This is a genomic window from Bradyrhizobium sp. Ash2021 (genome assembly GCF_031202265.1).
In the GTDB taxonomy this organism is placed as follows: domain Bacteria; phylum Pseudomonadota; class Alphaproteobacteria; order Rhizobiales; family Xanthobacteraceae; genus Bradyrhizobium.
In genome coordinates this window covers 7,738,301-7,756,986 of sequence record NZ_CP100604.1, presented here as the reverse complement: position 1 = coordinate 7,756,986, position 18,686 = coordinate 7,738,301, and the positions used below count along the sequence as shown (strand labels likewise).

Genomic DNA, 18,686 nt, shown 5'->3' with positions numbered 1-18,686 from the left:
AAGCATACTGAAATTGTCTTCGCGAACTATCACTCCAATTGAATGTTTTGAGGCGCAGGCCGCGTGTTCTTCCAAACTGCGCTGCCATTTCCGAGATCTAGGGCGCGGTCAATAGGATCAACTGGCGCATCCTTGCTTTGATGGACGAACAGCCACTTCTCTACGGCTTTGATGCGGAACAGGTCTGATCCATCGCTTCGTGAACTATCGATGTTTTGCTGACGGATGAACCCATTGAGCTTCCGCATTACAGCAACCGCGGCTTGGTATTGGGCGGAAGCGTGATCACTACCACCATCATACAGCACATCAAGCTGACGAATCGACATATCCGGCGTCGCTTACTTGAATCTCTCGTACGAATTCCCGCTGGCGAAGAAACCGGGAGGATAGGTTGCTCCCGTGACCTTCGGCGTGGCAGTACGGAGTGTCTTTATGAAACGCCTCGCACCAGCGACCAGTCGCAAAGTAGCCGGTTGGACACCCGCTACCGTCTTCGGAATGCGGTTGGTGCCGTCGGGTTTCGGCGTGCGGTACGGAGTCTCGGCAAGCGAGGGAGAAGCGCGGAGGAGCAAAGTTGAAACGGCCCGCGAAGCGGTCCGCAAGAAAATCTGCTCCTTCACTAAGTAATTGTCGGTTTGCTAGGTCATAGACTCTGACCGCCCCTGAATAGTCTAGGGATTTTCAATGCAGTAGACTCCTCAATATGCAGCGCTTCGGACTCCCGAACGGAGTTTTTCGCGATTCACTGACTCTTGCCGCTTAACTGGCTGACGGAGATGGCTTTTCTAAACTCGAGGTAGGAGAGGGGTCCTTATAGAGAGGCGAGGGCGACTAGGAGACGAGTCCGCATCACGCGAATGGGGGCGCGCAGAGCGGACGGGAACGCTGCGCTTGCGGGGGGACCCGCGACGCCAGCTATGCGTCATTTTGTTGTGGCTGCGAGGTTTTTAGAGCCCGACAATGCCGCTTCCACCAGCTGTCTGGACCATACGAAATTGCCGTCAGCTGGGGCTCTCAAGATTGGCTCAATTCCGAGACTAGCCATATAACGTGGTACTTGCCCGTATGTGATGCCAAGTCGTTTCGATAGCTCCGATGTCAGCATCTTCTCTTTGATAAAACGAATGACATCAGACCTCTCAAGTTTTAATCGAGACTGGTCGGTAGCAGCGAGCTGATTGGCACGGACGAGATGAGCAATGGCCACCTCGCAAGTCCCAATAATGTCAGCAGCTTCCCGGTAGGTCACGAAGCCTTGTTGTTCCGAATGAAGGTGGAGGCGAGCGGGCGCAACGAGCTCGTACACTTGGTCGATGTGTTCAACAGCGTTACGTTTCGTGGCTGCCGTGATGCGTTCTTCTATACGCCAAATTTGCAGCTTTCGATCGAGGATAGCTTGGAACACGTCGCCCCACGGCTTCGGTCCCGGAAAACCAATACGGTTTACCGCTTTCGTGATTGTCACGTGCGTCTCAGGAGGCGTACCACAATTTGCCGCAGCTTCGATCGAAGCGATTAAATCATCAATGCTCTTCGTCTTGTAACAATCATTCGAGCCCAGCAATCGTATCTCCGGCCCCTTCACCTCGGTAATCATTCCCCGCCTTGCAAGATCGGGCATAGCACCAATTGGAATGCCGAGCCTCGTTGCCGCCTTAATGCTCCTTTCAGCTTCGGAAGCCCTCTCAACCAGGTCGGCAATCTCGGCATCGTACAGAAGCAGAGGAGCCAGTCTGCAGCCGTCGGCCCTGATTGATTTTAGGATTCCTTCTCTCGCGAGACGTCCAAGGAGCGCGCGCTCGCAATGATACTTTTGGCTCGCTTTGCGGCAGGTTATCAGTTCTCGAGTCCTATAATCCGCACGCCTCGGCGTTGGTGAAGACGCCGCTGTTTCTAGCATGTCTCTATCGATCGCATCTTGCACCAGATTCCCGATGCCTAGCGGTAGGGTGTTCAGTCGCCTTACTGCTGCCAGAGGGCCCAACTCCTTCCCAATTCCGTAAAAGGCCTTCCGTTGTTCTGCTTTAGCTCGGATACTGTCAGTGATCGAATGCAGACCGCTTGGCCAATCCAAAATAGCTCGCCCGGCGTGTGCCAGGATCTCTGGCGTGAACCGTGCATAGTCTTCGAGACACTTGGGTCGCTCAAGCGTCTTCTGCGTCCGAGTTGGCTTCATCGTCTCCGCGCAACATAGCGCAATTCCAAATTCAAAAATGTCGTCGTTCGAATATTCAACTAGCGGAGCGCTGATTGACCTTCGAGCCTTTTCCCTTCGCTCAGACAGGGGGTGGATCAAGTCGCACATGATTGAAAGCCCAGCTTCATCCTGAGTTGCAACGATTGGTTGAGGAAAGTCGCGAAGGTCAGTTGCTCTTTCGCCTTGTTCATCCTTGCAGCTGTCGCAATACTCGATGCCATGGGTTCGGCGCCATCCCAGCTTTTTCCGGCATACCGGGCATGTTTCGAGCAACACTTCTTTCGTGTCCGCGCAAAATCCGAATATCCGGATATCCCAGATCGCCCGATGATGTGCAGAGGCTACTAGTGCCCGGGGTGCAACTCTCCTGATCTTACTTTGTCGATACGTCTTTCTAATCTTCGAACCGAAGAATTCGATCTGACGATTTCGCCCGCTAGTCTGGTGCACGGCCCCGTAGATCCGAGCTTCGACTTCTGCTCTCGGAGCTTTGAGCAAGAATGAAATCTGATCGCATATCTGATGGCCCAAAAGGGGAAGAGTTTCTGGGCTGCACTTAAGAACGCCAACCTTCTCCAGTGCGCGACTGATAGAACGAAAAGCATGGTCTTCAGCGGCACGCGCCACCCAGCCCACGAGACTTTCATCCGGTGCTGGTGCCGGCGGATCGAGAAATGAAGTGACCTCCATTCCATCGATCGTTGTCCGGTAAATGCCGACCTCACCGGTCACCGCAAGTCCCCGCTATCGCGCTCGTCTAAAGCCGTGTTGACCGCCAAGGTTAAAAGCTTGACGAGCGCGGCGAGAGCGATCGACTCTCTCCCGGACGCTGGTGGGAGTCGGCGCTGGATGTCATCAACGATGATCGTACAATCTAGCTTCTCAGCGTACCGGCATAATCGCACCTGATCGAGGTAAACAACTTTGTTTTCGCTCATTTTGCTCTCCCAATCGCACCGACACTAAAGCCTATCTCCTCTTTGACAATTCGCACGGACCGAGCGCCGTCGCTGAACGGATTTGAGCGCGCGATGCCTAGTTCCAAGGCCCAGTTGTCCGTCGCTTCGGCTAGGAACTCCTTTGGAACGACCGAAATGCCGAGCGAGTAAGCGTACTCCCAAGCGACACGGACTAGGCGAGATACGATGCCGACCACGCCGCCAGAGACCTCCCAAAAGGAAGCGATCAAGGCTGCGTCATCGAAGTGGGACAGTTCAGTTGTAATTCCGTGTTCGACGAGCTTAGCATCAAGCATCACGACGTACCCGGCGAAGAGTTCGGCTTCGTGTGGACGCTCGAAATCAAGCGGGTTTAGAAATATCGGCGGCCGCGATCGGAGTGGTAGCTGCTTGTTGTTAGCCTGGAAGATCGCCCACGTTTCGGGGACGCCCAGAACGATGAACGACGCCGCGCCTTCGATTGCCATTAGCTTGATTGACTCTGCCACTGCAATGGCCGTCTTCCCGGCGTTCCGGGTGATTAAATGTTGGGCTTCGTCGAGCGCGATTACTTCGCAGGAACGCTTCTTCGCGTATCGTCTGACTTTGGCTCGGAACTGTACCTGTGTTTTTACATCAAGAAGTTCGCGCTCGACCACCTCTCCGTTTTCATCCACGACAAGGGGACCGAGGATATCAGCCTGCAATTGCTTCAAAGACGAGCCGTTCGAGATTCGAACTTGCAGCAAAGGGATTTCTCCCTTCGGATGCCCTTCGTTTTCGATCACGGTCTCGCAGTAATGGTCCAAGGCGATCGACTTTCCACTTTGCGAGGGTCCGATGATCGGCAATACGTATTGCTCTTCCCGTGGCTCGAAATCCGGTGCTCCCGCTGCAAGACGCCGAGCGACGTCGATCTCGCCGGCATGAAGCACCCGCCGACCACCTTCGTGCACGACCTGGTGAGCAGGCTGCGGTGCCAGAAGTGCCCGAAGGTGGGGCGGCGTCCGGCGGCGACTCTTCTGCAGCTTGCGTGGCAACCGCGCCACGCCCGACCGGAACCCTGAAATGTTGCGGCGCTGACAAGAATCATCGACCGTCAGTTTTCTCGGACCATGAACGGAATCGCACGGTGCAGACTGCCACGGGCTACCTCGAAACGCTCAATTCAGAGCAACAGCGTGCTGTCGAGCACGGTGAAGAGGAAGGGCTGCCTGCGTGCCCGCTATTGGTCATCGCTGGCGCCGGATCCGGAAAGACGAACACTCTCGCGCACAGGGTCGCCCATCTGATCGTCGAGGGAGCCGATCCCCGTCGGATTCTGCTGATGACGTTCTCCCGTCGCGCAGCTTCCGAGATGACCAAGCGCGTCGAACGGATCGCGCGCAAGGTCATGGGCGACAACGGTGGCATCATGACCGACGCGCTGACCTGGGCCGGCACCTACCACGGCATCGGCGCCAGGCTGCTGCGCGAGTACGCCGAACAGATCGGGCTGGATCCCGCCTTCACGATCCACGACCGCGAAGACTCAGCCGACCTCATGAACCTGGTCAGACACGAGAAGGGATACTCCAAGACGGAGAGCCGCTTCCCGACCAAGGGAACCTGTCTCTCCATCTACTCGCGCTGCGTCAATGCCGAGATGCCGATCGAGCAGGTCATCGGCGCCTTCTATCCGTGGTGCTCCGGCTGGGCGGCGGAGCTCAAGGAGCTGTTCGCCGCCTACGTCGAGGCCAAGCAGAAGCAGAACGTGCTCGATTACGACGACCTACTGCTCTACTGGGCGCAGATGGTCGGCGACGCCGGGCTCGCCGACGACGTCGGCGGGCGCTTCGACCACGTTCTGGTCGACGAGTATCAGGACACGAACCGACTGCAGTCCTCGATCCTGCTGGCGCTTAAGCCCGGCGGCCGCGGCCTGACGGTGGTCGGGGACGACGCCCAATCGATCTACTCGTTCCGCGCCGCGACCGTACGCAACATCCTCGACTTCCCCGAACAGTTCTCGCCGCCGGCGAACATCATCACTCTCGACCGCAACTACCGCTCGACCCACACGGTCCTCGCCGCGGCCAATGGCGTCATCGGTCTGGCCAAGGAGCGCTTCACCAAGAATCTCTGGACCGAGCGCGCCTCCGCGCAGAAGCCGCAACTTGTCTCGGTCCGCGACGAGGCCGACCAAGCGCGCTTCATCGTCGAGCGCGTTCTCGAGAACCGGGAATCCGGCACCCTTCTGAAGGAGCAGGCCGTGCTGTTCCGGACGTCCAGCCACAGCGGGCCGCTCGAAATCGAACTGACGCGCCGGAACATCCCGTTCGTGAAATTCGGCGGCCTGAAATTCCTCGACGCCGCCCACATCAAGGACATGCTGGCGCTGCTGCGGTTCGTGGAAAATCCGCGCGACAGGGTAGCCGGATTCCGCCTTCTGCATCTTCTGCCCGGCATCGGATCGGCGACAGCGCAGCGCGTGCTCGACCGCATGGCCGAGTCCGCCGACCCCATCGCGGCACTCGCGGACGTTCCAGCACCTGCCCGCGCCGGCGCCGACTGGACAGCCTTCGTCGAGGTGGTGGGAAACCTCCGCTATTCCGAATGGCCCGTCGATCTGGAACGGGCCCGCCTCTGGTACGAACCGCATCTCGACCGCATCCACGAAGATGCCGAGACGCGGCGAGCCGACCTGTTGCAACTCGAGCAGATCACATCCGGATATCCTTCGCGCGAACGCTTCCTGACCGAACTCACGCTCGACCCGCCGGACGCGACGAGCGACCAGGCCGGGGTACCCCTGCTCGACGAGGACTACCTGATCCTGTCGACCATCCATTCCGCCAAGGGCCAAGAGTGGAAGTCGGTCTATCTGCTCAACGTCGTCGACGGCTGCATGCCTTCCGACCTCGGCGTCGGCACCTCCGCGGAGATCGAGGAGGAGCGGCGGCTGCTGTACGTCGCGATGACCCGCGCCAAGGACGACCTGCATCTGATCGTCCCGCAGCGGTTCTTCGTCCACGGGCAGCACGCCCAGGGCGACCGTCACCTTTACGCCTCACGGACTCGTTTCATTCCGGAAAAGCTGCTCGGCCTGTTCGAACGGGCCGCGTGGCCCGTCGTTCCTGCCGGCGCCGGCGCGCGTGCCGCCAGCCAGGGACCGAAGGTAGACATCGGCGCCCGGATGCGCGGAATGTGGCGATAACCGTCCCGGGGTTCGAACGTGTGCAATCTGTACTCGATAACGACGAACCAAGAGGCCATCGGCCGGCTGTTCCGCGTGGTCAATCGTTACGTCGGCAACCTGGCTCCGATGCCGGGCGTGTTTCCTGACTACCAAGCGCCGATCGTGCTCACCGGCGCCGACGGCCGCGAACTCGCGACGGCGCGGTGGGGTATGCCGTCGTCGGCGCATGCTCTCATGGAAGCGACCAAGAAGCGCGCAGCCAAGCTGGAGGCGAAGGGCAAGCCGGTCGACTTCAAGGAATTGCTCCGAATGGAGCCGGATGGCGGCACGACCAACATCCGGAACGTGAAGAGCAAACATTGGACGAGATGGCTGGGTCCGGAGAACCGCTGCCTGGTACCGTTCAACAGTTTCAGCGTATTCAACAAGGAGGAGGGCGGCGACATCTGGTTTGCGTTCGACGAGAGCCGCCCGCTCGCCTGCTTCGCCGGCATCTGGACCAACTGGACCTCGGTGCGGAAGCTGAAGGAGGGCGAGACCACCAACGACATCTTCGCGTTCCTGACGACGGAGCCGAACGCAGAAGTTGGCGCCATTCATCCGAAGGCCATGCCCGTGATCCTGACGACGCCGGACGAGGTCGAGACCTGGATGAGCGCGCCTCCGAACGAAGCGCTTAGGCTGCAGCGGCCGCTTCCGGACGGTTCACTCCAGATCGTCGCCCGCAGCGCAAAGGAAGATCCAATGCGGTCGACGGTCTGATGAGTGCAGAAACGACACCCTCTTGCGAGCGGCGGCACAATCTGGGAGTGTATTCGGCAATCACGGACCGGAGTACGGCGAAAAGAACTGAACCTGGGCCTGCCTTAAGAATTCCAGACGTGCGACGTCGATCCGACGTTCGTGGTGCACTACGGCTGAACTCATCCGGCTATCGACGGCATCAAGCCACTCGTGTTCGGCATCAGACTCGCCAACGCGATGGTGTCCGCCAGCCTGCTGGCGGTCATCTCCGGAGAAGCGTTGGGACGCCTAACCTACCCGGAGGTTTTCGGCGGATTCCTTGCCGCGGTTCGCTACCACTTCGTAGCTCACCTTGGCACCTTCATTCAAATTGCTCAGCCCCGCCTTTTCGACGGCTGAGATATGTACGAACACATCCTTGCCACCACCATCAGGCTGGATAAAGCCATAGCCCTTGGTCGAGTTGAACCACTTTACGGTACCTGTCGCCACGCCGTCTCTCCAATTTGTTCCTCGGTCGCATTCTGGGCGGCGCGACGCCGCCGCGTGAACTCGTGTTCACTAAGATGAATGACATTCGTATGTGGACCCACTGCGACCGGCGCAGCGGACGCATCAAAGACAGGTTCGAGCCTGGCCTCCATGACCGGCGTTTCGATTGAGGCAAGAAACCTTCGGCCAACATCGGTGATCAACCAGCCGCTGTCTTCGCGTAGAACGTAGCCGCTAGAAAAAATATCCAAGCCAGGGGCTCGCGCCGCTAAGCGTTTCATCCGCTCGGACCAATCAGCCCCACTGCACGACAAAACCGCAACATATCGCGTCAGGTCAGCGACAGACGCCCGCCCCTCGGGATGTCCAGCCAGCACTTTCAGGACCGTGATCTGAAAACTCACGCGTGCGCTCGCAACTAAAACTAAATATGACGTCCAAAATATCGCCAAACTGATCGGGAAGTCCAGCTGCCCAAGGCTCCACGCAGGGATGGCTCGTTGACTTCCGCCCAGTGCGCCAAATTGGCAACATCCAAATGCCATTCTCGCGGGGCGGCGGTTGAGCGGCGCGCAACCGTACACGCAGCCATCGGATCATTTGGCGCCCCGATTGGTCCACTTAACTTAAGGCTTACGTCGCTCAGGCCGCCCGCTCGGCGCGATCGGGCGCGCAACTTTCACGCTTGACGTTCATGAGGCTCAATAGATGGCCGGTCGCCCTCGCATCGCATAGCGCACGGTGAACCGCTCGACCCACTTAACTCGTTCGAATCGAGTCGGCTCATCGGGGCTTCCTTTATCAGCCCCTTATGCGGCCGCCCGTCAGCTGAACACGAAAAGCGTCGAGCGCGACCAAGTAGGTCGCCGATTGAAAAGCAGGTTTGTTCCAAAACAGCGTTTCTGTCCACGAACAATAGCCCCTGCCCGCGTAGCTTACTCTGATTAGGTGCGACAGAAGCGAATGACCGCATTGCCGCCCGCCTCTCGATCCGCCGGCACGGTTGTCGGCGCACGGTTCCTCTAAGAAAGAGCAAGCTCCATGACGAACTCCTTCGCCGACCTTCTGCAACTTCAGAAACGCTATTTCGCCACAGGCGTCACGCGCAGCTACGAGTGGAGGATCGAGCAACTCGATCGCATGGCGCGGATGATCAGCGAGAACGAGGCCATCTTACAGTCGGCGATCGCTTCGGACTTCAAAACTGCCAGTCAAGAAAAGATCTTTGAAACCCAGGCATGTCTCGCCGAGATTGATTTCCAAAAGAGCCAGCTTCGTGACTGGATGAAACCAACCGAAGGTCTAATACCGAAGCCGTTGGCGGCAACAGGCCATCGTGGCGTAATCTACCGAGATCCTTATGGAGTCGCGTTGATCGTCGGTCCTGCGAACGGTCCGCTACTTCTACTGTTACGTCCCGCCATTACGGCACTCGCCGCCGGCAATTGCTGCACCCTGAAGTTAAGTGACCGCGTAAACGCTTCCACTGAGATTCTGTCCAGACTCATTCCGGTCTATTTCGAGCCCGGGGCGGTTCTGGCGGTGGAGGGCGGCCCCAAAGAGATGGTTGCGATACTTAGTCTGCCCTTCGACTTCATCTTCTTCACGGGCAGTACCAAGGTTGGCAAGATCGTGGCTCGCGCGGCAGCCGAGAATCTGATCCCTGTCTTACTGGAACTTGGAGGACAGAATCCAGCCTTAGTCGATGAGACAGCAAATATCAAAGACGCCGCTAAAAAGATTGTCTGGGGCGCTACTGCCTGGGGTGGTCAGTGGTGTACCTCTCCCGGTTATGCCTATGTACACGAGTCGGTAGCCGAGGCCTTCGTCGCCGAAGCAAAGGCGGCACTGGTGGAGCTTTACGGTAAAGAACCGAAGGCCAATCCCGACTATTCGCGCATGATCGGCGAAAAAGATGTCGCTCGTCTCGCCGCTTTGATTGACCCGACAAAACTCGTTGCTGGAGGGCAATCCGACGCGGCCGCCCGATATTTGGACCCGACCATCCTTTACCCGGTGCAGTGGGAGGATCCGATCATGGAAGACGAGATATTCGGACCTATCCTACCGGTTCTCACCTACCGGACACTGGACGAGGCTATGGCGCGGATCGCCCGAGGGGCGGCTCCGCTTGCCGCCTTCATCTTCAGCAAAGACCAGGCCGCTATCGACCGTTTCATTGGCCAACTCTCTTTTGGAGGCGGTGCGGTCAATCAGGTCAACATCCACCTCTTCTTGGTCACGATGCCCTTCGGTGGCGTTGGAGCGTCGGGCATAGGCCACTCCTATGGCAAGTACGGATTCGACGAACTAACGCACGCCAAGTCGGTGCTGGTATCACCCCCAGATGTGTCCATCGACCATCTTTTCCCTCCCTATTCCGACGCCAAGAACAAAGACCTCAAAATTTGGTTCGACTACTGATTCTTGTTCATCGCAAGCCCAAATGACGGCCTTCGGCAAGTGAGAAAAGCGCGAGGGCGGAGGACAATCGACAACAGGCGCGACGGCCCGACAATATCACTGCTGCATCGCGTCGCTCTGTGAAGGAGCATGAAATGAACTTTGATCCTGTTTTGCTATCACGGTTGCAATTCGCCTGGGTCATCGGTTGGCACATCCTGCTGCCGGCGTTCACCGTCGGCATGGCGGCATTCGTCGCCGTGCTGGAGGGCTTCCATTTCTTTACCGGGCGCAACGTCTATCTCCGCGTTTCGATGTTCTGGATCAGGATCTTTTCGATCGCATTCGGGATGGGCGTCGTCACCGGCATCGTTATGCCGTTTCAACTCGGCACCAATTGGAGCCGCTATTCGGACGCCACAGCCAACGTGTTGTCGCCGCTGTTCGCCTATGAAGGCCTTACCGCGTTTTTTCTCGAGGCCGCTTTCCTCGGCGTGCTGCTGTTCGGACGCAAACTGGTGCCGGCCTGGACACATTTTGTCGCAGCCTTGATGGTGTCGCTTGGCACACTGTTCTCATCGTTCTGGATCCTGGCGGCCAATAGCTGGATGCAGACCCCGGCGGGCTTTGAGCTGATCGACGGCCGGTTCTTTCCGAAGGACTGGCTGCAGGTCATCTTCAGTCCATCGTTTCCATTTAGGCTCGGGCACACCGTGGTCGGGTTTTTTATCACTACCGGCTTCGTCGTGCTGGGCGTCGGCGCCTATTTCCTCCGGCGAGGCAAGTTCACTGCAGAAGGCCGGACCATGGTGTCGATGACGCTGTGGCTGCTCACCGCACTGGTCCCGCTGCAAATCTTCCTGGGCGACGCACATGGACTCAACACGCGTGAACACCAGCCCGCCAAACTCGCGGCGATCGAGTCGCGCTGGGAAACCGGGCGCGATATCCCGATCACGCTGTTCGCCATCCCCGACGAGAATGCCGAGACCAATCGTTTCTCGATCGACGTGCCACATCTTGGCAGCCTGATCCTGACCCACGAGTTGAATGGCGAGGTCAAAGGTCTCAAGGAGTTCCCAGCTGACCAGCGGCCGCCGGTGCTGATTCCCTTCTTCGCCTTCCGCGTCATGGTTGGCTGCGGCATGTTGATGCTCGGTGTTATGCTATTAGGCGGATGGCTGCGTTGGCGCGGCCGGTTGACCGACACGCCATTGTTTCTGCTGCTCTGCCAGATACTGACCCCGATCGGCTTCCTTGCCGTCATCGCCGGATGGCTTGTGACCGAAGTCGGACGCCAGCCCTGGACTGTCTACGGCCTATTGCGTACCGCGCAGTCGGTGTCGCCATCCCTGACCGGCATCGACGTGCTCATTTCGCTGCTCTCCTACATGGCGGTCTACCTCTTCATGTACCCGACCGGCGTATTTCTGATGTGGCGCATCGTGCGCAAGGGGCCGGCCCCGACGGACGAGGCGCAGCCCGCCATCGAGGCGGGACGGCCCAAGGCGCCGGTACTCGCCGGAGCGATCGTCAGCGGAGGAGACGGACAATGACCCAAGTCCTCGACTTCGTTCCGATCTGGACGCTGATCCTCGGGATGGCGGTGTTTTTCTATGTGCTGCTCGACGGTTTCGATCTCGGCGTTGGCATTCTCTACGGCCTTGCGAAGGATACCGCCTCCCGCAACACCATCATGAATACGATTGCGCCGATATGGGACGGCAACGAGACCTGGCTGGTGCTGGGCGGGCTCGGCCTGCTGGCGGCATTCCCGCTGGCATTCGCCGTCATCATTCCGGCGGTCTATTTCCCTATCCTGGTGATGCTGCTGGCGCTGGTGTTTCGCGGCGTCGCCTTCGAGTTCCGCTTTCGCGATGCCGAGCACAAGACATTTTGGGATCACGCCTTCAACTACGGTTCGGCGATCGCAACCTTTGCGCAGGGAATCGTGCTTGGTAGTTTCATTCAGGGATTTGAGGTCACCGGTCGGCAATTCTCCGGCAGTTCGCTGGCGTTCCTGACACCATTCTCACTGATGACGGCGGTGGCGCTGCTGTTCGGTTACGGGCTGCTCGGCGCCGGCTGGCTGATTCTCAAGACCGAAGGCGACATTCAGGCCGCCGCGCGCCGCCATGGCCGGATCTGTCTGATTGGCGTGCTGGCGGCCATCGCCGTCGTCAGCATCTGGACCCCGGTCGCGAGCCCGGTCGTGGCCGCGCGCTGGTTCAGTTGGCGGAATATCCTGATCCTAGCGCCGGTTCCAATCGCAACCGCCGGCGCCGCATTCGCGACATGGCGGGCGCTGGGCAACCGCGCCGAAGTCCTGCCGTTCGCGGGCGCGATCCTGCTATTCGTCATGTCATATGTTGGCATCGCGATCAGCCTTTACCCGATGATCGTGCCTTACCACTTCACTCTGTGGGAGGCAGCCTCCTCCGAGCGCACCCAGGCTTTCCTGCTGGTCGGCACGCTGGTTCTGTTGCCGGTGATCATGATGTACACTGGATGGTCTTACTGGGTGTTTCGCGGGAAAGTCCGGGCCGACACTAGCTACCACTGACGTCCTTCTGGAGAGCAAACGCGTCCGAACGAACACCTGCTTTCCAAGCCACGCTCCGCTAATGGCTCACGTGTGGACGGGCGCCGTGGGAAGACCTTTCTGACGGCTTGCAGCACTGGTCGAGCGCAGTCACAGGTCCGGCCTTTTGATGCGGCGGATTTGACCGCTATTCCCAATGCTCGGCGCAGAGCGGGCCCCAATGAAAGCCCACTCTTGGAAATACGATGATCCAAGCGAATTCTCCCGGCCCCCGAAACGACCGAATCTGTGTCGTGGTGCCCTCGTCAAGTCAGCTCTGCCGATCAAATCCGCTGCCTTACGCCGCCGGCAGCAGCTCTGGCTCCTTGTATCCCTCGCTCATGATGGTCCAGGCGATCCGCAGCTTCTTGTTGAAAGGCGATAGCGGTCACTGTTGTTGGTCGGCGCTTCGTCGATCGCCCGAGCCACGGTCGCTTCGTGCCCTGAATGGAGCTGCCCCCGTTGGCCCAAGGCCATGTGTGGGCGCGAGCGCGCCGAAAAGAAGAAGCATGTGTGGGTCGCCACGCGATGGAAGCCTGAGCCGGCAGAACATAGCTCGATGTGTGGCCTTCGTAGGCGCCTCTGTGGTAGCGGTGAGGCTTGTTGACTGGGTTAGGGGGAATCCACCATTCGCTCTCTCCAGATCGCGAACGGTGACCGGCACAACCACGCGACCTACGCCTCGAACACCGATCGCATGTTCGTGCGTAATCTTCGTCGCCCATGCGGGTTCTAGCATCAATCAAGCCCTCGGCGTCATTGCCGACCACGTAGCGTAACGTGTCTTGTCCATCCGTCGCGGCAACGTAAATCGTTTCGGCGACCCGTTCAGCGGTTGCCAGATTTTCGTACATAGCCGCGAAACGGTTGTTGAATGCAGCGACGTAGGTATCGTAATCAGCGAGCGCAGAACTGGTGGCGTATTTCTCGGTAGATACCTCGTGAAACGGAGTTGCGATACCGCCTGACTCGACTAATTTGAGCACGATGTTTTGGGTCGCCAACTCGTAAGCGACAGCTTCCGAAAAGCCCTCCAGTGCGAACTTCGATGCAACGTACATGGAGATCAGCGGAAAGCCGACACGGCCGCCGCGGAGCTAACGTTGATGATCATGCCGCCCTTGTGGACGCGGAAATACGGCAGCTCGGCGCGCATGACGTTCATGGTGCCGAAAACGTTGACGTCAAATTGCTTCTGAAATCTGCTCGGGCGTCAGCGCTTCGAACAAACCGTACTGGCCGAAACCGGCGTTGTTGATCAGCACGTCCATTCTGCCGACGTTCTCCATAGCTTCCAGCACCGCGCTATCGATGGAAGCCGCATCCTCGACGTCCAGCCTAACGATAAGAACGTTTTCGTGGCACGTCAGCTCCGTCTCCTTTTCGGTCGAACGCATCGAAGCGATGACATTCCAGCCCTTGGTAGCGAAGAACAAAGCCGTTGCCCTGCCCAAACCCTTCGACGCACCGGTGATCAAAACGGTCGTGCTCATGAAAATGCGCTGGAAAGCGCGGCTGCTTTCTACTCCGCTGCCCATTGCCCGGCGGATCGGTGTGCCGGCGCCTTACCAGGCCGGGCGGCGGCCAGCTGCGAGAGAGCATCTGCGACGCCCTTGCCGTAAGCCGGATCCGCCTTGGCGCAATTGGCGATGTGGCGTTCCTGAATGTGTGTCGCCGCGCCGCCTAGCTGGCGCGCCGTATTGTCGAAAAGCGTCTGGCGCTGATCCGGGCGCATCTTCCGGAACAAATTGCCCGGCTGCTGCCAGTGATCGTCGTCCACCCGGTGATCCCAGTGGCCTCCGGCGCCGATGATCTCGAGCGGCGGCTCGTTGAGGTGCGGCTGGTCGGTCCACTCGCCCCGGCTATTAGGGAAGTAGGTCGGAGTTCCACCTAGGTTGCCGTCGGTGCGCATGGCGCCATCACGATGATAGCTGTGGAATGGGCATTTCGGCGCATTGACGGGGATGTGGTGATGATTGACCCCCAGCCGGTACCGCTGCGCATCGCCGTAGGAGAACAGCCGCGCCTGCAGCATCTTGTCAGGCGAATAGCCGATGCCTGGGACGATGTTGGCGGGCGAGAACGCTGCTTGTTCGACCTCCGCGAACACGTTTTCCGGATTTCGGTTAAGCTCGAAATATCCGACCTCAAGCAGAGGGAAATCGCCTTTTGGCCAGACCTTGGTCAGGTCGAAGGGATTGAAGGCGAAAATCTTCGCCTGGGCGTCCGTCATCACTTGGATGAAGAGCGTCCAACGCGGAAAATTGCCGGCCTCGATATTTTCGAATAAGTCGCGCTGATGCGTTTCACGATCCTTGCCGACGAGCGCCTCGGCTTCCGCGTCCGTCAGGTTCTGGATCCCTTGTTGGGTACGGAAGTGGAATTTGACCCAAGTGCGCTCGTTCGCGGCGTTGAGGAAACTGTAGGTGTGGCTGCCGAAACCATGCATGTGGCGGAAACTCGTTGGAATGCCGCGCTCGCTCATGGTGATCGTAACCTGGTGCAGGGCTTCGGGGAGTAGCGTCCAGAAGTCCCAGTTGTTGTCGGCGCTGCGCATACCAGTTCGCGGATCACGCTTGATAGCGTGATTGAGATCGGGAAAACGCAAAGGGTCGCGGAAGAAGAACACCGGCGTGTTATTGCCGACGACGTCCCAGTTGCCCTCCTCAGTATAGAACTTCATTGCAAAGCCTCGAATGTCGCGCTCGGCATCCGCTGCTCCGCGCTCGCCTGCCACGATTGAGAACCGGGCGAACATCGGCGTCTGTTTGCCGATCTGCGAAAAGATCTTGGCCTTGGTATAGCGAGTGATGCCATGGGTCACGGTGAAGGTACCGTGCGCGCCGGAACCCTTGGCATGCATACGCCGCTCAGGAATCACCTCTCGGGCGAAATGGGCCAGCTTTTCGATCAGCCAGACATCTTGCAACAGGGCGGGACCGCGTGGCCCGGCGGTCTGAATGTTGAGATTGTCGGCGACCGGCGTGCCTGAAGCATGGGACAGCGATGGTCGTCTGCTCTCATTGCTCATTGGATTTCTCCTTGCTTATTTTTCTGAGTAGGGCCGGATTGGACTAGCATTGGTCTCGATCAGCGCTGAGCACATCGCATTGAAGGCGCTGCCAATTACTTTTTTGTCTGCACTCCGCTGAACTCAGTGCGTCTCTCAGCGACATCGTGGCAAGATCCGACTATTCCGTGATCTTTATGAATCCCTGTTGAACCAACTGTATGGTCCTCGCCATTGCGTCGGTGTTGACCCGGACCTGGGGAAGCAGGTCCGCGTTGTCCCACCCATGGACCTTCGCCGTGGCTCCGCATAGTTCGATTTGCACGCCGCGCTTCATCAGGTCAGAGACGAGACCCTTGTAAGGGTTGCCCGTGGCAATGCCGCGGTCGGTGTTGTAGGCACTGTCGTGCAGCGTGACGTGGCCGGCATTTGTGTGAAATACGGCGACGACCTCCGATATGGCCTTCCAATCGGCAACATCGTTCTCGATGAGCTGAAGGTGGAATATGGAAGCGGGCAGATCGCCTTCGAACGCCAAGGCGCCGATGCTGAACACGACCTTCGCTTCTGTAAGCTTAACCGGAATGTCGATGTGAAGAGATTTTTTCGAGACTGTCACTTTCTAGCTCCTTTGTTGAGGCCGACGCTCGCGTCGGTGCAGATTGCCCGATGGCCAGCGTCAGACGCCTTGGTAGACTAAGCGAGTGAAGAGGGCCGGTGTGATGAGGAATTGACCCCACTTCGCGTCGAACGCCGCCGTGGGCTTGGCGGTTATAATCTCGTCGAGAGAACTGCCATGGCGCTTGAGCCTGGCAACATTCTCGCGGATCGCGACGAGCATATCGCGATAGGCCGCGAGCTCAGTCTTGTTGCTTACCGGGCTGTCGTGACCGGGCAGGTTGTGTCCGGGGATGACGATCGTCTTGTCGCTGACGGCGGCGATGTTCGCCTCCGTCGCCTTGATTATCCCGTCGATGCTCCCGCCGGTCGAATAATCGATGAAGGGATAGATGCCGTTCCAGTACGTGTCGCCGCAATGGAGGATGTCGGCCTCAGTGAATGTGACCGATATGTCGCTGTCCGTATGCGCGGGATCGTAATGTTTCAGGTGCAGGGTGGAGCGATTCAGGGTCAGGGTCTTCTCTGAGGAGAAGACTTCCGTCGGAACGGCCGCCAGCGGTGACGAGGGGAAGTTGAAATCCCAGTCTTCGACCCTCTGGGCAGCCAGGAGATGTTTGTGCGTGTTCTCGTGCGCGAGAATAGCCACCCCCTCCGCGTTCAACCACTGGTTACCGTCCGTGTGATCGAAGTGCCAATGGGTATTGATTAAGTGCTTAATCGGGTCACGGCTAAGGCTGTTGGCGGCTTCCAGGATTCGTGAGCGGGACGCGGTTATTCCAGCGTCGATGAACACCTTGCCATCACCGCCGGTCAACACAGCGATATTGCCGCCCGAGCCCTCGAGGATGCTGACGTTCCGGCGCAGCTTGTGGACCTTGATGGGCGCCTTTGCCGCGTCGTCACGGATAAGATCCACGATGTCGCGTGCCTCGGCGAAAGCTTGCGAGGGGTTCAGCCACGCGCCCGTGACGGCGAAGCTGGCAGCGGCCACGCAGCAGGTGCAGAAGCCCCGACGTGACAGAGTGGTATTGCTGATCAAAGACATGATAGTTCCTTTCGCTGATGACAATAGGACCGGGCCACGCTCGAATTTCATTTTGCAACCGACATCGAGGCTTCCATTGTCGTCCCGCCTAGAACGGCAGGCCGGGCCGATGACTTACGCAGATAAACGCGGGTGAATTCGCGTGGATATCGATCTCATTCTTGGTGGATATCGTTCAATGGATCAGGCACTCCCGGTGCCGAATAACGTTCACTACCTCTCATGAAGAAAGCCACGTTTTTCGATACCCTGGCGGCGTGCTTCATGATCGCGCCGCGGTAGCTTTCTCTAAACGGCACGGCGGCGACCGTTGCAGGGTTCGCGACGCAAAAGGCTGCGCGGCCGGACGCGGAGGCCCGGCACTGCTCAAGGGTCGCATAGCCGCACCACGGCTCAGTTTCCTCGACCAGGCAGAAGGGGTACGCTTTTGCAGACGTCGTGATAGCGAAGCCTGCTATCGCAATAGAAGCTGCCGCAAGGCCGATGAAAAGCGGTCGCATATCGTCTCTCCATTTTCTCGGTGTGTGCAATCTGTGCGCCAATGGTGCGCAATGGGTTCAGCTCGTCGGGATTTCGCGATAGACGGCTGAACCCATCGGGCAATGCTGTCGCTACTTCGCGCCCGATCCGAGTTCGAGCGGGCTTGCGGCCTTTTCGATGGCGGCTACAAGACCGTCGGGATCAGTGAGAAACGCGGTGTGGCCGGTGTCGAGCGTCAGCTCGAGGCGAACCGGAGTGGCTGTTACCATGGACGCCTGAAGGCTGGGGCTGACCACCACATCCCGGGCGGTGTGAACGTACACCTTGTCGACTTTGCCGAACCGGTCGGCGGTCAGGTGCACGGGTGTCACGAGCGGCGCCAGCGGCTCATCGACGATGAGATTCGGAATTGCGGCGCGCAGTTGGGGTGAACAAAGGTTGCAGAACAGATCTGCTCGACCGGATCGATCGATCACCGCAATGCCCTGGTCCTTCATGATCTTCAGGAATGGGCCAATCTTGCTGTCCTTATCCGAATTGCCGAGATCAAGGAGAGACTGGCCGTCCTTCGGCAGATAGGCCGCCAGATAAACGAGCGTCTTGATCTTAGAGGGAGCGGTCTCAGCAACTGCGGAGATGGTCATGCCGGCGAAGCTGTGCCCAACGAGCACGACCGGATGCCGTTCCTTGTCGATGGAATTCAGAATCGTGTCGCGATAGAGGTCAAGGCTGACCTTGTTGAGGGGGAACGGATCGCTCGGACGGCCCGGCATCGTGATCACGACGACTCGGTAGCCATCGGCCCTGAGTTTTGGCGCCACGTTGCCCCACACGTTAGATTCTTCCCACGCTCCGTGAACGAGGGCGACAGTGGGCTTTTGCGCGGCCCGGGCACCGTCACAAACGAGTGCTGTCGACAAGGTGGCTGCCGCGACGGCAACCTGAATGAGACGTTTCATCGTAAGTCCTTTCCATGATCGAGAAGTGCTGAGCG

17 protein-coding genes and 2 pseudogenes are annotated in these 18,686 nt (G+C 58.8%); 6 read left to right on the top strand and 13 right to left on the bottom strand.

What is annotated here, in order from left to right:
- Positions 1-29: 29 nt before the first annotated feature.
- The 4 genes from NL528_RS37380 to NL528_RS37365 form a co-directional block, all read right to left on the bottom strand.
- Positions 30-329, bottom strand: coding sequence for a hypothetical protein (locus NL528_RS37380; RefSeq protein ID WP_309179362.1), 300 nt, complete (start codon positions 327-329; stop codon positions 30-32).
- 596 nt (positions 330-925) lie between these two features.
- On the bottom strand, positions 926-2,932 hold the full coding sequence (locus tag NL528_RS37375) for a TniQ family protein (RefSeq protein ID WP_309179361.1): 2,007 nt from the start codon (positions 2,930-2,932) through the stop codon (positions 926-928).
- Positions 2,929-3,138 carry a hypothetical protein gene (locus NL528_RS37370; protein WP_309179360.1) on the bottom strand — a complete coding sequence of 70 codons (210 nt, stop codon included), beginning with the start codon at positions 3,136-3,138 and terminating at the stop codon, positions 2,929-2,931. The genes NL528_RS37375 and NL528_RS37370 overlap by 4 nt, the downstream gene beginning before the upstream one ends.
- Positions 3,135-4,073 (bottom strand): ATP-binding protein, encoded by a 939-nt coding sequence (locus NL528_RS37365; RefSeq protein ID WP_309179359.1) that lies wholly within the window; start codon positions 4,071-4,073, stop codon positions 3,135-3,137. Before NL528_RS37365 ends, NL528_RS37370 begins: the two co-directional genes overlap by 4 nt.
- On the opposite strand from NL528_RS37365, the pseudogene NL528_RS37360 reads away from it, so the two are divergent.
- The 3 genes and pseudogenes from NL528_RS37360 to NL528_RS37350 form a co-directional block, all read left to right on the top strand.
- A pseudogene (locus NL528_RS37360) lies at positions 4,002-4,205 on the top strand (hypothetical protein); the annotation flags it as partial. The gene NL528_RS37365 and the pseudogene NL528_RS37360 overlap by 72 nt on opposite strands.
- A gap of 65 nt (positions 4,206-4,270) precedes the next feature.
- On the top strand, positions 4,271-6,334 hold the full coding sequence (locus NL528_RS37355) for an ATP-dependent helicase (RefSeq protein ID WP_309179358.1): 2,064 nt from the start codon (positions 4,271-4,273) through the stop codon (positions 6,332-6,334).
- 18 nt (positions 6,335-6,352) lie between these two features.
- The gene (locus tag NL528_RS37350) at positions 6,353-7,078 is read left to right on the top strand and encodes an SOS response-associated peptidase family protein (protein WP_309179357.1); all 726 of its coding nucleotides are present in this window, start codon (positions 6,353-6,355) and stop codon (positions 7,076-7,078) included.
- Between the two features lie 270 nt (positions 7,079-7,348).
- Here the strand turns inward: NL528_RS37350 and NL528_RS37345 are convergent, their stop codons facing one another.
- Positions 7,349-7,552 carry a cold-shock protein gene (locus NL528_RS37345; RefSeq protein ID WP_309179356.1) on the bottom strand — a complete coding sequence of 68 codons (204 nt, stop codon included), beginning with the start codon at positions 7,550-7,552 and terminating at the stop codon, positions 7,349-7,351.
- Positions 7,534-7,956: a hypothetical protein gene (locus NL528_RS37340; protein WP_309179355.1), complete on the bottom strand. Its 423-nt coding sequence runs from the start codon at positions 7,954-7,956 to the stop codon at positions 7,534-7,536. Before NL528_RS37340 ends, NL528_RS37345 begins: the two co-directional genes overlap by 19 nt.
- Positions 7,957-8,593: 637 nt before the next feature.
- On the opposite strand from NL528_RS37340, the gene NL528_RS37335 reads away from it, so the two are divergent.
- The 3 genes from NL528_RS37335 (at position 8,594) to cydB (ending at position 12,518) form a co-directional block, all read left to right on the top strand.
- On the top strand, positions 8,594-9,976 hold the full coding sequence (locus tag NL528_RS37335; RefSeq protein WP_309179354.1) for an aldehyde dehydrogenase family protein: 1,383 nt from the start codon (positions 8,594-8,596) through the stop codon (positions 9,974-9,976).
- 134 nt (positions 9,977-10,110) lie between these two features.
- Positions 10,111-11,511, top strand: a complete 1,401-nt coding sequence (locus NL528_RS37330; protein ID WP_309179353.1) for a cytochrome ubiquinol oxidase subunit I — start codon at positions 10,111-10,113, stop codon at positions 11,509-11,511.
- A complete protein-coding gene (gene cydB / locus NL528_RS37325; RefSeq protein WP_309179352.1) occupies positions 11,508-12,518 on the top strand; it encodes a cytochrome d ubiquinol oxidase subunit II in 1,011 nt (336 codons plus the stop codon). Before NL528_RS37330 ends, cydB begins: the two co-directional genes overlap by 4 nt.
- Positions 12,519-12,820: 302 nt before the next feature.
- Here cydB and NL528_RS47350 read toward each other — a convergent pair.
- The 7 genes and pseudogenes from NL528_RS47350 to NL528_RS37295 all read right to left on the bottom strand — a co-directional run bounded on the left by NL528_RS47350 (position 12,821) and on the right by NL528_RS37295 (position 18,651).
- Positions 12,821-13,692: pseudogene (locus NL528_RS47350) on the bottom strand (SDR family NAD(P)-dependent oxidoreductase).
- A 28-nt stretch (positions 13,693-13,720) separates the two neighbouring features.
- A complete protein-coding gene (locus NL528_RS37320; RefSeq protein ID WP_309179351.1) occupies positions 13,721-14,074 on the bottom strand; it encodes an SDR family NAD(P)-dependent oxidoreductase in 354 nt (117 codons plus the stop codon).
- Positions 14,059-15,567 (bottom strand): catalase, encoded by a 1,509-nt coding sequence (locus tag NL528_RS37315; protein ID WP_309179350.1) that lies wholly within the window; start codon positions 15,565-15,567, stop codon positions 14,059-14,061. Before NL528_RS37315 ends, NL528_RS37320 begins: the two co-directional genes overlap by 16 nt.
- 160 nt (positions 15,568-15,727) lie before the next feature.
- Positions 15,728-16,165, bottom strand: coding sequence for a DsrE family protein (locus NL528_RS37310; protein ID WP_309179349.1), 438 nt, complete (start codon positions 16,163-16,165; stop codon positions 15,728-15,730).
- A gap of 60 nt (positions 16,166-16,225) precedes the next feature.
- Entirely contained in the window at positions 16,226-17,212 is a 987-nt protein-coding gene (locus tag NL528_RS37305; protein ID WP_309179348.1) for an MBL fold metallo-hydrolase, read from the bottom strand.
- A gap of 155 nt (positions 17,213-17,367) precedes the next feature.
- Positions 17,368-17,712 (bottom strand): DUF3551 domain-containing protein, encoded by a 345-nt coding sequence (locus tag NL528_RS37300; RefSeq protein WP_309179347.1) that lies wholly within the window; start codon positions 17,710-17,712, stop codon positions 17,368-17,370.
- Positions 17,713-17,823: 111 nt separating this feature from the next.
- Positions 17,824-18,651, bottom strand: a complete 828-nt coding sequence (locus tag NL528_RS37295) for an alpha/beta fold hydrolase (RefSeq protein ID WP_309179346.1) — start codon at positions 18,649-18,651, stop codon at positions 17,824-17,826.
- Positions 18,652-18,686: the final 35 nt, after the last annotated feature.

Bases quoted from the DNA above. Each gene is read 5' to 3' on its own strand.
- NL528_RS37380 (WP_309179362.1), bottom strand. From the start codon at position 329: ATGTCGATTCGTCAGCTTGATGTGCTGTATGATGGTGGTAGTGATCAC.
- NL528_RS37370 (WP_309179360.1), bottom strand. From the start codon at position 3,138: ATGAGCGAAAACAAAGTTGTTTACCTCGATCAGGTGCGATTATGCCGG.
- NL528_RS37335 (WP_309179354.1), top strand. From the start codon at position 8,594: ATGACGAACTCCTTCGCCGACCTTCTGCAACTTCAGAAACGCTATTTC.
- NL528_RS37330 (WP_309179353.1), top strand. From the start codon at position 10,111: ATGAACTTTGATCCTGTTTTGCTATCACGGTTGCAATTCGCCTGGGTC.
- cydB (WP_309179352.1), top strand. From the start codon at position 11,508: ATGACCCAAGTCCTCGACTTCGTTCCGATCTGGACGCTGATCCTCGGG.
- NL528_RS37320 (WP_309179351.1), bottom strand. From the start codon at position 14,074: ATGGGCAGCGGAGTAGAAAGCAGCCGCGCTTTCCAGCGCATTTTCATG.
- NL528_RS37315 (WP_309179350.1), bottom strand. From the start codon at position 15,567: ATGAGCAATGAGAGCAGACGACCATCGCTGTCCCATGCTTCAGGCACG.
- NL528_RS37305 (WP_309179348.1), bottom strand. From the start codon at position 17,212: ATGTCTTTGATCAGCAATACCACTCTGTCACGTCGGGGCTTCTGCACC.
- NL528_RS37300 (WP_309179347.1), bottom strand. From the start codon at position 17,712: ATGCGACCGCTTTTCATCGGCCTTGCGGCAGCTTCTATTGCGATAGCA.
- NL528_RS37295 (WP_309179346.1), bottom strand. From the start codon at position 18,651: ATGAAACGTCTCATTCAGGTTGCCGTCGCGGCAGCCACCTTGTCGACA.